12 protein-coding genes and 1 tRNA gene are annotated in these 12,321 nt (G+C 71.5%); 9 read left to right on the plus strand and 4 right to left on the minus strand.

Annotated features, from left to right (window positions below; genetic code table 11):
* Nucleotides 1-19: 19 nt before the first annotated feature.
* Nucleotides 20-95: transfer RNA gene (locus AOM05_RS05075), tRNA-His, on the minus strand.
* 41 nt (nt 96-136) lie between these two features.
* Nucleotides 137-754, minus strand: a complete 618-nt coding sequence (gene orn / locus AOM05_RS05080) for an oligoribonuclease (RefSeq protein ID WP_062519972.1) — start codon at nt 752-754, stop codon at nt 137-139.
* 109 nt (nt 755-863) lie between these two features.
* Here orn and AOM05_RS05085 point away from each other — a divergent pair, with 109 nt between their 5' ends.
* The 9 genes from AOM05_RS05085 to AOM05_RS05125 all read left to right on the plus strand — a co-directional run bounded on the left by AOM05_RS05085 (nt 864) and on the right by AOM05_RS05125 (nt 10,469).
* The gene (locus tag AOM05_RS05085; RefSeq protein WP_062519974.1) at nt 864-1,220 is read left to right on the plus strand and encodes a GntR family transcriptional regulator; all 357 of its coding nucleotides are present in this window, start codon (nt 864-866) and stop codon (nt 1,218-1,220) included.
* Complete coding sequence (locus tag AOM05_RS05090) at nt 1,217-2,104, plus strand: ABC transporter ATP-binding protein (protein ID WP_062519976.1); 888 nt, start codon at nt 1,217-1,219, stop codon at nt 2,102-2,104. The genes AOM05_RS05085 and AOM05_RS05090 overlap by 4 nt, the downstream gene beginning before the upstream one ends.
* On the plus strand, nt 2,101-2,856 hold the full coding sequence (locus tag AOM05_RS05095; protein ID WP_062519978.1) for a hypothetical protein: 756 nt from the start codon (nt 2,101-2,103) through the stop codon (nt 2,854-2,856). The genes AOM05_RS05090 and AOM05_RS05095 overlap by 4 nt, the downstream gene beginning before the upstream one ends.
* 296 nt (nt 2,857-3,152) lie before the next feature.
* Entirely contained in the window at nt 3,153-4,154 is a 1,002-nt protein-coding gene (locus AOM05_RS05100) for an ABC transporter substrate-binding protein (RefSeq protein ID WP_062519980.1), read from the plus strand.
* 100 nt (nt 4,155-4,254) lie between these two features.
* Complete coding sequence (locus AOM05_RS05105) at nt 4,255-5,790, plus strand: sugar ABC transporter ATP-binding protein (protein WP_062519982.1); 1,536 nt, start codon at nt 4,255-4,257, stop codon at nt 5,788-5,790.
* Nucleotides 5,787-6,839, plus strand: a complete 1,053-nt coding sequence (locus AOM05_RS05110) for an ABC transporter permease (protein ID WP_062519984.1) — start codon at nt 5,787-5,789, stop codon at nt 6,837-6,839. The genes AOM05_RS05105 and AOM05_RS05110 overlap by 4 nt, the downstream gene beginning before the upstream one ends.
* Entirely contained in the window at nt 6,836-7,861 is a 1,026-nt protein-coding gene (locus AOM05_RS05115) for an ABC transporter permease subunit (RefSeq protein WP_062519986.1), read from the plus strand. Before AOM05_RS05110 ends, AOM05_RS05115 begins: the two co-directional genes overlap by 4 nt.
* Nucleotides 7,862-7,916: 55 nt before the next feature.
* On the plus strand, nt 7,917-9,434 hold the full coding sequence (locus tag AOM05_RS14675; protein WP_062519988.1) for a sugar ABC transporter ATP-binding protein: 1,518 nt from the start codon (nt 7,917-7,919) through the stop codon (nt 9,432-9,434).
* Between the two features lie 3 nt (nt 9,435-9,437).
* Entirely contained in the window at nt 9,438-10,469 is a 1,032-nt protein-coding gene (locus AOM05_RS05125) for a LacI family DNA-binding transcriptional regulator (RefSeq protein ID WP_062519990.1), read from the plus strand.
* Nucleotides 10,470-10,473: 4 nt separating this feature from the next.
* Here AOM05_RS05125 and AOM05_RS05130 read toward each other — a convergent pair whose 3' ends face one another.
* Nucleotides 10,474-11,583, minus strand: a complete 1,110-nt coding sequence (locus AOM05_RS05130) for an NADH:flavin oxidoreductase/NADH oxidase (protein ID WP_062519992.1) — start codon at nt 11,581-11,583, stop codon at nt 10,474-10,476.
* A gap of 115 nt (nt 11,584-11,698) precedes the next feature.
* The gene (locus AOM05_RS05135; protein ID WP_062519993.1) at nt 11,699-12,298 is read right to left on the minus strand and encodes a TetR/AcrR family transcriptional regulator; all 600 of its coding nucleotides are present in this window, start codon (nt 12,296-12,298) and stop codon (nt 11,699-11,701) included.
* Nucleotides 12,299-12,321: the final 23 nt, after the last annotated feature.

The raw sequence follows: 12,321 nt of genomic DNA on the forward strand, positions 1-12,321 counted from the left end.
GCCGGGGGCCTTGCCTCGATGGGGTGGCTAACGGGACTTGAACCCGCGGCCCCCGCGACCACAACGCGGTGCTCTACCAGCTGAGCTATAGCCACCATCGGCCCTCGGTGAAGGGCCACGGAAGAGTATACCGGGTCTACGAGGCGGCGGGTGACGCGTCAGGGACCACGCTGGCGGCGGCCGCCTTGGCGGCGTCCGAGTCCGGGCCGGGCAGCGGCACCAGGATGGTCTCGCGGTAGTACCGCAGCTCGGTGATCGAGTCGCGGATGTCGCCGAGCGCCCGGTGGCCGCCAGTCTTCGCCGGCGCCTGGAAGAACACGCGCGGGTACCAGCGGCGCACCAGCTCCTTGAAGGAGCTCACGTCGACGACGCGGTAGTGGAGGTGCCCGATCACGTCGGGCATGTCGCGCTCGAGGAACATGCGGTCCATGCCCACGGTGTTGCCCGCGAGCGGCGACTTGCCGGCGACCGGCACGTGCTGCTTGATGTAGGCGAGCACCTGCTCCTGCGCGTCCTCCATGGTGGTGCCGCCCGCGAGCTCGGGCAGCAGCCCCGACTCGACGTGCATGTTCCGCACGAAGTCGCCCATGCCGGCGAGCTCGTCATCGGTGGGCTTGATCACCACGGAGACGCCGTCGCCCAGGACGTTGAGGTCCGAGTCGGTCACCAGGCATGCGACCTCGATCAGCGCGTCCGCGCTGATATCGAGCCCGGTCATCTCGCAGTCGATCCAGACGAGGGGGGTGTCGGTCATGCCGACCACTGTACCGAGGGTGAGGCGGGACGATGCGGGGGTTGACAGGGCGCGGGCCGCATGGTTGGTTAGTTGGTGAAGTAATTAACCAGGGAACCGAGGGGTGCACGTGGACGACGGTCGGCCGATCTTCCAGCAGATCGCGGAGCGGCTCGAGGCGAGGATCCTCGACGGCTCGCTGCCGGAGGGCACGCAGGTGCCGTCGATCAACGAGCTCGCCGCGTTCCACCGGATCAACCCGGCGACGGCGCTCAAGGGCGTCAACCGCCTGGTCGACGCCGGGCTGCTCGAGAAGCGACGGGGGATCGGGATGTTCGTATCGGAGGGGGCGCGCGAGCGGCTGCTCGCGGAGCGGCGGCAGGAGTTCCGCGACCAGCACGTGAGGCCGCTCGTCGAGCGCGCGAGCGCGCTCGGGGTCGGCGTGGACCGGCTCGTCGAGATGATCAGGAAGGAGGCGGGACAGTGACCGCCATCATCGAGGCGCAGGACCTGCGCCGGACCTTCGGCGCCGTGCGCGCCGTGGACGGCATGAGCTTCGCCGTCGAGGAGGGGTCCATCTGCGGCCTGCTCGGACGCAACGGCGCGGGCAAGTCCACGCTGATGAACCTGGTCATGGGTCAGGACTTCCCGAGCTCCGGCACCGTGCGCGTGCTGGGGGAGGACCCCGTCGAGAACGCCCGGGTGCTCACCCGCACGTGCTTCATCAAGGAGTCCCAGAGCTACCCCGACGCGTTTCGCGCGAAGCACGTGCTCGCCACCGCGCCGCACTTCTTCCCGCACTACGACCACGCGCTCGCCGCGCGGCTCGTCGCGGACTTCGACCTGCCCGTCAACCGCATGGTGAAGAAGATGTCCCGCGGCCAGCGGTCCGCGCTCGGCGCGATCGTGGGCATCGCGTCGCGCGCCGAGCTCACGCTGCTCGACGAGCCGTACGCGGGCCTCGACGCCGTCGCGCGCCACGTGTTCTACGACCGCCTGCTCGAGGACTACGCGCGCCACCCCCGCACCATCGTGCTGTCCACCCACCTCATCGACGAGGTCGCCGACCTGCTCGACCACGTCCTCGTGGTCCACCAGGGCCGCCTCGAGATCGACGCCGCGACCGAGGAGCTGCGGAGCTCCGCCGCCACGCTGGTGGGCCGCTCCGCGGACATCGACGCGTTCGTCGAGGGGCGCGAGGTCCTGGGCCGCGAGCGGATCGCCGGCATCGCCTCGGTGACCGTCGCGGGCCTGAGCCAGGACGACCGTGCGCGCGCCGCACGCTCCGGACTCGAGGTCACCCCCGTGTCCTTGCAGCAGCTGATCGTGCGCCGCACCGGCGCCCCCACCTCCGAGGAGGTCGCGTCATGACCGTCGCCGCCGCCGCACCCGCGGCCCTCATCCCCGCCGGCCGGCGCGTGTGGAACGTCGCGCGCCTGCAGTTCGCGAACCCGTGGCCCACGGTGATCACGCCGTGGCTGGTGCTGTTCGCCGTCCACGGGCTCACCTGGTCGATCTGGTCGATCATCGCCCACTACGCCGGTCCCACCCTCGAGGAGGACGCGTTCCGCTACGCCGGGGGAGTGAGCTGGCTGGTCATCTACATGATGGTGATCGCGATCCAGGCGATGAACGCGACCTTCCGCTTCGCGCTGGGGTTCGCGTCCACCCGCCGCGACTACTACATGGGCACGCTCGCGTTCTTCGGGATCATGGCCGTGGTCTACGGCGTCGGGCTCGGCCTGCTCGCGGGCGTCGAGCGCGCGACCGACGGGTGGGGCGTCGACGGCAGCTTCTACGCGCCGGCGTACCTGTACGACCAGCCGCTCGCGGTGGTCGCCTTCCACTTCTTCGCGCTGTACCTGCTGTTCATCGCGGCGGGGACGCTGGTGGGGGCCATGTTCGTGCGGTGGCGCGCCACCGGCTTGTACGTGTTCTTCGCCGGGCTGCTGCTGCTCGGGGTGCTGCTGGTGTGGTGGCTGGTGGACTCGGGCGCGAGCACCGCGGCCGCGTTCTTCACCGAGAACACGATCGCAGTGATCATGGCGTGGACCCTCCCGGTGAGCGTGGTGCTCGCGGCGCTCGGGTTCCTGGTGATGCGTCGCACGCCCGTGCGCGGCTGAGCCGCCGCCCCGTACGAAGGTCGGGCCCGCGCATCGTCCCCCCAGACGACGCGCGGGCCCTGCCGCGCAGGCGCTCCCAGAGTGAGCACTCACATTCGCCGCGCGCCCATGGTGACGCATCCGCGCATCGTCGCCCCTCGCGCCGCCTGTTCCGTTACCGAAACGTGACCGTAGCCCTCTTGTGAGGGTTCACATTGTGAGCGCTAATATCCGAGACACGGGGTCCTTCAGGGGCGCCGGGGCATCGCGCTCGACTACCGGCAAGGACGCCGGGCCAGAACAGGGAGGTTCTGATGATGAAGAAGCGTTTCATTTCCACCATCGCGATCGCGGGGGCCGCGGCCATGGCGCTCACGGCGTGCTCGTCGGACCCGGAGCCGGGTGCGAGCGGCTCGGCGGCCGGCGGCGGGGGCGGCGACGGCGAGGTCATCACCGTCGGCTTCGCGCAGACCGGCTCGGAGTCCGGCTGGCGCTCCGCCAACACCGACTCGATGAAGGAGGCGTTCTCCGCGGAGAACGGCTTCGACCTCATCTTCAACGCCGCGGACAACGACACCGCCGCGCAGATCACCGCCGTGCGCAGCTTCATCAACCAGGGCGTCGACGCGATCGTCATCGCGCCGATCGTCGAGGACGGCTGGGACGACGTATTGACCGAGGCGAAGAATGCGGGCATCCCGGTGATCCTCGAGGACCGCACCGTCTCCTCGCCCGAGGACCTCTACGCCGCGTGGGTGGGCCTCGACTTCGAGAAGGAGGGCACCATGGCGGGCGAGTGGGCCGCCGCGGAGTTCGGCGACACCGAGACCAAGATGGTGGTGCTCGAGGGCACCACCGGCTCGGCGCCCGCGAACGACCGCGCGACCGGCTTCGACGCCGCCATCGAGGGCACCATGATCGAGAAGATCGACTCGCAGACCGGCGACTTCACCCGCGACGGCGGCAAGTCCGTGATGGAGGGCTTCCTCCAGAACTACGGCGTCGACGGGATCGACCTGGTCTACGCGCACAACGACGACATGGCGCTGGGCGCGATCGAGGCGATCGAGGCCGCGGGCGCGGTGCCGGGCGAGGACATCAAGATCATCTCGATCGACGCGGTCCACGACGGCATGCAGGCGCTGGTCGACGGCAAGATCAACTACATCGTCGAGTGCAACCCGCTGCTGGGCGAGCTCGCCGCCGGGCTCGTGAAGGACGTGCTCGCGGGCAACGACGTCGAGCGCACCGTCTACGTCGAGGACCAGGCCTTCGACCAGGCGGCCGCCGAGGCCGCGCTGCCGGACCGCAAGTACTGATCCGTCCGGCACGGACCTGGTAGGAGCGGGATCCGCCCGCGGGGGTCGGCACGGCCGGCCCCCGCGGGCGACCCGCGGCAACGACAGAAAGCAGCCCCTCATGCCTGCGGACACCGAAGTCCCACCGATCGTCCAGATGCGCGGCATCACCATCCGCTTCCCGGGCGTGCTCGCGCTCGACGGCGTCGACTTCACGCTGCGGCCCGGCGAGGTGCACTCGCTCATGGGCGAGAACGGCGCCGGCAAGTCCACGCTCATCAAGGCGCTCACGGGCGTCTACGCCATCGACGACGGCTCGATCACGGTCGCCGGCGAGCGGCGGTCCTTCTCCACCGCGGCGGACGCGCAGGAGGCGGGCATCTCTACGGTCTACCAGGAGGTCAACCTCTGCTCGAACCTCACCGTGGGCGAGAACGTCATGCTCGGGCACGAGCGGCGCCGCGGCACCGGGATCGACTGGAAGGCCACGCACCGCGAGGCCGCGGGGCACCTCGCGAGCCTGGGGCTCGACGTCGACCCGAGGTCCATCCTCGCCAGCCACTCCATCGCGATCCAGCAGCTGGTCGCGATCAGCCGCGCGATGGTGCTCGACGCCAAGGTGCTCATCCTCGACGAGCCGACCTCGAGCCTCGACCGCGGCGAGGTCGAGCAGCTGTTCGGCGTGATCCGCGGCCTGCGCGACCAGGGCGTCGCGATCCTCTTCGTGTCCCACTTCCTCGACCAGGTGTACGAGATCTCCGACCGCATCACCGTGCTGCGCAACGGCGCGCTGGTGGGGGAGCACCCCGTCGAGGAGCTGCCGCGCGACGCGCTCGTCACCAAGATGATCGGCCGCGAGCTCGACGATCTCGCCGCCATCGCGAGCTCCTCGCACCGCACCATCGACCGGACGGGCACGCCGGTGGTCAAGGCGACCGGGCTGGGCAGGCGCGGCGTACTCGAACCTGCTGACCTCGAGGTCTACGAGGGCGAGGTGGTGGGCCTCGCGGGCCTGCTCGGCTCCGGCCGCACCGAGCTGGTGCGCCTCCTCTACGGCGCGGACCGTGCCGACGAGGGCTCGATCGAGGTGCGCGGGGCGCCGGTCAAGGTGCATCAGCCGCGCCACGCGATCGACCACCGCATCTCGCTGTCCTCGGAGAACCGCCGCGAGGAGGGCGTGGTCGCGGATCTCACCGTCGCGGAGAACATCGTGCTCGGCATGCAGGCGCGCCAGGGCTGGCTGCGCCGGATCCCGCAGAAGGACCAGGACGCCGTGGTGAAGGAGTACATCGAGGCGCTCGGCGTGCGTCCGGCGAACCCGAACGCGCTGGTGGGCAACCTCTCGGGCGGCAACCAGCAGAAGGTGCTGCTCGCGCGGTGGCTCGCGACCGCGCCGCAGCTGCTGGTGCTCGACGAGCCGACCCGCGGCATCGACGTGGGGGCCAAGGCCGACATCCAGCGCAAGGTCGCGGAGCTCTCCGCTCAGGGGCTGTCCGTCGTGTTCATCTCCTCCGAGCTGGAGGAGGTGCTTCGATTGGCGCAGCGGGTGGTGGTCCTCCGCGATCGCAGGAAGGTCGGCGAGCTCGACTCGGCGTCGACGGACCTGGACATGCTCATCGACTACATCGCCAATGCCGGCGAAGGGAGCGCGGCGTGAACGCCCTGTACAAGCATCGGCTGTTCTGGCCGATCGCCTCGCTGCTCGCGCTGATCGCGATCAACGCGATCGCGCGGCCGCAGTTCATCAAGGTCACGGTGAGGGACGGCGAGCTCTACGGCGCGCTCGTCACCATCCTCAAGGACAGCGCGCCGCTCATGCTGGTCGCGCTCGGCATGACCATCGTCATCGCGACGCGCGGCATCGACCTGTCCGTCGGCGCGATCATGGCCGTGTCGGGCGCCGTGGCGCTCACCATCATCGACGGGTCCGGCAGCCCCGACAACCTCGCCACCGTGCTGATCGCGGTGGTGGTGGCGCTGCTGGTCGCGCTCATCCTGGGCGCGTGGAACGGACTGCTGGTCACGGTGCTCGGGATCCAGCCGATCGTCGCGACGCTGGTGCTCATGCTCGCGGGGCGCGGCGCCGCGCTGCTCATCACGGGCGGCGAGATCACCACGGTCAACTCGGCGCCGTTCAAGTGGATGTCGGGCGGCTACCTGGTGGCGCTGCCGGTGGCGTTCCTCATCGGGCTGCTCGCCATCACCATCATGGGGCTGATCGAGCGGCGCACCGCGCTCGGCGTCCTCACCGAGGCCGTGGGCATCAACCCGGAGGCCAGCCGGCTCGCCGGGGTGCGCGCCCGCGGCATCATCTGGGGCGCGTACATGGTGAGCGGCATCCTCGCGGGCGTCGCCGGCCTCATCTACGCGTCGCGCATCAGCGCCGCGGACGCCAACGCCGCAGGCGTGTTCATCGAGCTCTACGCGATCCTCGCGGTGGTGCTCGGCGGCACGTCCCTGAACGGCGGCAAGTTCTCCATCGCCGGCACCGTGGTCGGCGTGTTCATCATCCAGACGCTCGACTCGACCATCCTGTTCCTCGGCATCCCGTCCGCGCAGAGCCCCGTGTTCTTCGGGTTCGTGGTCGCGATCGTGGTGGTGGTCCAGTCGCCCCGAGTCCGCACCGCGCTGGGGTCCCTCGGAGGGCGGCGGCGATCGCGCGGCACCTCCGGCCCGAGCACCGACACCGTGGAGGTGGCCCGATGACCGCGACGATGGCACGCTCCGAGCGCCGCACCGGCGCAGGGCCTTCGGCCTTCCAGACGTTCCTCAGCCGTCACGGCGGTATGATGCCCACGTTCGCGGCCGTGCTGATCCTGCTGCTCCTGTTCGTGGGCGCCGAGGCCTTCCTGCGCGGCGACTTCATCAGCGGCGGCAACATCTCGGCGCTGCTGCTCGACAACGCGTACCTCATGGTGCTCGCCGTCGGCATGACGTTCGTGATCCTCACCGGCGGCATCGACCTCTCGGTCGGCTCCGTCATGGCGTTCACCGGCATCCTGGGGGCGAAGCTGCTGGCGGACGGCCTCCCCGCCGCCATCGCGGTGCCCGCGATGCTGCTCGGCGGCGCCGCGATCGGCCTGTTCATCGGCATCCTGGTGCAGTACTTCGGGGTGCAGCCGTTCATCGCGTCGCTCGCGGGCCTGTTCCTGGGACGCGGACTCGCGTTCATCGTGAGCCTGTCCTCCATCCGCGTCGAGGACACGAGCCTGCTGTGGCTCCAGTCCGAGCGCATCTGGATGGGCGCCTGGTACATCACGCCCACCGGCATCATCGCGCTGTCGACGGTCGCGATCGCGGCGTTCGTGCTCCACCTCACTCGGTTCGGGCGCACCATCTACGCGATCGGCGGCAACGAGCAGTCCGCCCGGCTGATGGGGCTCAAGGTGGGGCGCGCGAAGGTGCTCGCGTACGTGATCTCGGGCTCCTGCGCCGGCCTCGCCGGGCTGATCCTCACCGCGTACTCCGGCGCCGGCTACCCCCGCAACGGCATCGGCACCGAGCTCGACGCGATCGCCGCCGTGGTCATCGGCGGCACGCTCCTCACCGGCGGCCGCGGGTACGTGGTCGGGTCGATGATCGGCGTGTTCGTCTACGGCACCATCAAGTCGGTCATCAACTTCATGGGCGCTGAGCAGTCGTGGATGCAGATCATCGTCGGCGCGCTGCTGCTGCTGTTCATCGTGGTCCAGCGTGCGATCGTGGCGCGCTCCGAGGGCCGCCGTTAGCGGTCTGCCAGCCGCGTTGACCGCCGCACCTCGTCCCCGCCCCGATAATGGGCGCGTGGACGAGGTGCGGCCAGTGCTCGAGGTCACCGGCGCGACGGTGCGGTTCGGTGCCGACGCCGCGCTGCGCCGCGTCGACTTCCGGCTGTTCCCCGGCGAGGTGCACTCGCTCATGGGCGAGAACGGCGCCGGCAAGTCCACGCTCATCAAGGCGATCACCGGAGCGCTCGCGCTCGACGAGGGCACCCTCACGCTCGCCGGGGAGACCGTGAGCTTCCGCGATCCTCACGCGGCGCAGGCGGCCGGCATCGGCACCGTCTACCAGGAGATCGAGCTCCTTCCCAACCTCTCCGTCGCGGAGAACATCTGCCTGGGACGCGAGCCGCGTCGCGGCGGCGTGATCAGCGCGCGCGCCATGAACGCGCGCGCCCACGAGTTCCTGCTCGACCTGGGCCTCGACGTGGACCCCGCGTCCACGCTGGGCACCCACTCGCTCGCCGTCCAGCAGCTGGTCGCGATCGCGCGCGCCATCTCCGCGGACGTCCGGGTGCTGGTGCTCGACGAGCCCACCTCGAGCCTCGACCTCGACGAGGTCGCCGAGCTGTTCCGCATCATCCGCGAGCTCAAGACGCGCGGCGTCGCGATCCTCTTCGTCTCTCACTTCCTCGACCAGGTTTACGAGATCTGCGACCGCGTCACCGTGCTGCGCGACGGCGAGCTGGTGGGGGAGTACCTCACGCGCGAGCTGCTGCGCATCGACCTGGTGCAGAAGATGCTGGGGCGCGGCGCGTCCGAGCTCAAGTCGCGCGACCGGCTCGCGGACGACGAACCCGACGCCGCCGTGGTGCTGCGCGCCCGCGGGGTCTCCTCCGCGCGCGGCATCAACGACGCGGACGTCGACCTGGGGGAGGGCGAGGTGCTGGGCGTCGCCGGCCTGCTGGGCTCGGGCCGCACGTCGCTCGCCCGCGCCCTGACGGGGGTGAACCGCCTCGAGTCCGGCGTGATCCGCATCGAGAGCCAGGACGTGCGGCTGGACTCGCCCCGCCGGGCCATGTCGCTCGGCGTGGTCTACTCCTCGGAGGACCGGCGCCGCGACGGGATAGTCGCCGAGCTCTCCGTGCTCGACAACATCACGCTCGCGCTGCAGTCCGAGCGAGGGATCCTGCGTCAGATCCCCGCCGCACGGCGGCGCGAGCTGGCCGCGAGCTGGGTCGAGGCCCTCGACATCCGCCCGCCGGACCTCGACCGGCCCGCGGGCACGCTCTCAGGTGGCAACCAGCAGAAGGTGCTGCTCGCCCGGCTGCTCGCGCTGTCCCCGCGCGTCCTGGTGCTCGACGAGCCGACGCGCGGCATCGACGTGGGCGCCAAGGTCGAGATCCAGAACCTGGTGGGCGAGCTTGCCGACAACGGCATGTCGGTGGTGTTCATCTCCGCGGAGCTCGAGGAGGTGCTGCGCGTCGGCGACCGCGTCGCGGTGGTCCGCGACGGCCGCGTGGTGCGCACCGCCGCCGCGGTCGAGCTCACCGCGGACTCCCTGCTCGCCCTGGTCGCGCAGCCCGACGAGGACGAGGAGTAGCGCGTGGCCGACGAGCAGGGCGCGCGCGCCGCCAACATCTTCGACGTCGCACGCCTGGCCGGCGTGTCGCACCAGACGGTGTCGCGCGTCATCAACGGCATGCCGAACGTGCGCCCCGCCACCAAGGAGCGCGTCGAGAAGGCCATCGCGCAGCTCCACTACAGCCCGTCGCCCGCGGCCCGCGCCCTGGTGACGCGGCGCACCCGCACCATCGGCCTCATCACGCCCAACGTGACGGACCACGGGCCCGCGTCCGTCGCGATGCACATCAACCTCGCGGCGCGCGAGGCGCGCTACAGCGTCGACGCCGTGGGCGTGCCGGGGGACGACCAGGCGGTGGTGCGCGGCGCCATCGAGGGGCTGCTGCGCCAGCGTGTCGACGCGATCGTCGTGGTGGTCGCGCAGGTCGCCGCCCTCGAGGTGGTGCAGGGGCTCGACCTCGGGGTGCCCATCGTGGCCGTGGCCTCGACCGCCCACGCCGGCCCGCGCATCGTCTCCATCGACCAGTACCGGGGCGCCCGCGCGGCCGTGCGCCACCTGGCCGAGCTGGGGCACACGCGCATCCTCCACATCGCAGGCCCGCCCGACGCGCCCGACGCCACCGAGCGCGTGCGCGGGTGGAGGGACGAGCTCGCCGCGCGCAGGCTCGAGGTGGTCGAGCCGCTGGTGGGCGACTGGAGCGCCGCGAGCGGGCACCGCCTCGGGATCGACCTCGACGTCGAGGCGGGCAGCGCGATCTTTGTGGGCAACGACCAGATGGCGGTGGGCCTGCTGTCCGCGCTGCGCGGGCGCGCGCTGCGCGTGCCCGAGGACGTCAGCGTGGTGGGGTTCGACGACATCCCGGAGGCGGCCTACCTCTACCCGCCCCTCACCACCGTGCACCAGGACTTCGAGGCGCTGGGCCGCATGGCGATGCAGAAGGTGCTGGTCGCGCTGGAGGAGGGCGCCGCCGAATCCTCGGCGACGCCCATCCCCACCACGCTCGTGGTGCGCGGCTCGACGCGCGCGGTGCCTGGCCCGGCGTCCGGGGCGTAGGAGGTCAGTCCTCCTCGTGCACCACCGCGGGGCGCGAGGACCACGAGGCGCGTGTGTACTGCGCGGGCCAGTAGTCGATCTCGACGCCGAGCTCGTGCGCCGCACGCAGGGGCAGGTGAGGGTCGCGCATGAACTCGCGGCCCACGAACACGGCGTCCGCCTGGCCCGACGCGACCAGGCTCTCCGCCTGACGCGCGTCGACGATCATGCCGACCGCGGTCGCGGGGATGCCGGAGCGCTCGCGGATCGCGGCCGCGTGACGCACCTGGTAGCCGGGGCCCGTCGGGATGCGCACGCCGCCCACGAGGCCGCCGGTGGAGGTGTCGACCAGGTCCGCGCCGGCCTCGCGCAGCCACTGCGACACGGTCACCGTGTCGTCGAGCGTCCAGCCCTCGGGCTCGAGCCAGTCTGTCGCGGACACGCGCACGAAGACGGGCACGTCGGGGCCGGCGACCTCGCGGACGCGGCGCACCACGTGCAGCAGCAGCCGTGCGCGGCCCACGAGCGCGCCGCCCCAGCGGTCCTCGCGGTGGTTCGAGACGGGGGAGAGGAACTGGTGGAGCAGGTAGCCGTGCGCCGCGTGGACCTCGAGCACGTCGAAGCCGGCGTCGAGCGAGAGTCGCGCGGCGTCCGCGAAGGCCTCGACGACCGCGGCGATGCCGTCCTCATCGAGTGCGGCGGGCTCGGCGTAGCCGTCGAAGGCGATCGCGCTCGGGGCGACCGTGGGCCAGCCGCCCTCGCTCGCGGGCACCGAGCCTACGCCGCTCCACTCGCGGTAGGTCGACGCCTTGCGGCCGGCGTGCGCGAGCTGGATCGCGGCGAGCGCGCCCTGGCCGTGGATGAAGTCCACGATCCGCGCCCACGCGTCCCGCTGCTCGTCGTTCCAGATGCCCGTGTCCCACGGCGAGATGCGCCCCTCGGGCACGATCGCGGTCGCCTCGGCCATCACCAGGCCGGCGCCGCCGCGCGCGAAGGAGCCCAGGTGGACCAGGTGCCAGTCGGTCGGCACGCCGTCCTGCTCCTCGCACGAGTACTGGCACAACGGGCTCACCCAGAGGCGGTTGCGCGCCTCCACGGAGCGGAGGGGCAGGGGCGAGAACAGCGCTGACGTCATGCGGATCCTTACTCGGTGGGACGGACTCATCATGGCCGAGCCCGGCGGGAGGCAGAACACCCCGAGGTCCCGGGTGATTCCTGCACCCTGTGCGCAGCGAATCTGGGACGCGTGCTCAGGCGCGCGCGACCGCGAACCACAGCGGCGGGATGAGCGAAAGCAGCACGTCGACCGCGTCCTCGGCGCTGTGGGTGCCCGGGGTCGCGAGCCACGCGCGGATCGCGCCGGCCGTGCCCTGGCCCACGAACGCGGCCGCCATCGCGAGCCGCGTCGCGTCCGGCCCCTCGGTGGGGGCGCCGCGGTCGTGCGCGAACGCGACCAGGCTCGCCTCGACGTGACCGGCGAGCAGCGTCGCGAGCACGGAACCGTGCGCGTCGCTGCCGGTGCCCAGGCCCTGGCGGTACACGGCCTCGTGGCGCAGCACGTGGTCCACGAGCGTGAGCTCGGACTCGCGCCAGATGTGCTCGACGTCCGCGGGGTCACCGGCGACCCGCACCAGGAACTCGGCGCGGATGGTGTCGAGATCGCGCTCCAGCACGCGCGCGAGCAGCGCGGCGGGGGAGGTCGCGTGGTTGTAGAAGGTGGCGCGGGTGACGCGCGCGTGGCGTGCCACCTCGGTCACCGTCACCGACTCGATGGGTGCCTCGGAGGCGAGGGCGAGCACCGCCTCGGCGAGCGCGTCGGCGCTCCGGACGAACCGCGGATCCGTGGTCACGGGGCCCAGCCTACCGGCCCGGA

Origin of the sequence: Demequina silvatica (assembly GCF_000971215.1) — a bacterium.
Taxonomy (GTDB): Bacteria; Actinomycetota; Actinomycetes; order Actinomycetales; family Demequinaceae; genus Demequina; species Demequina silvatica.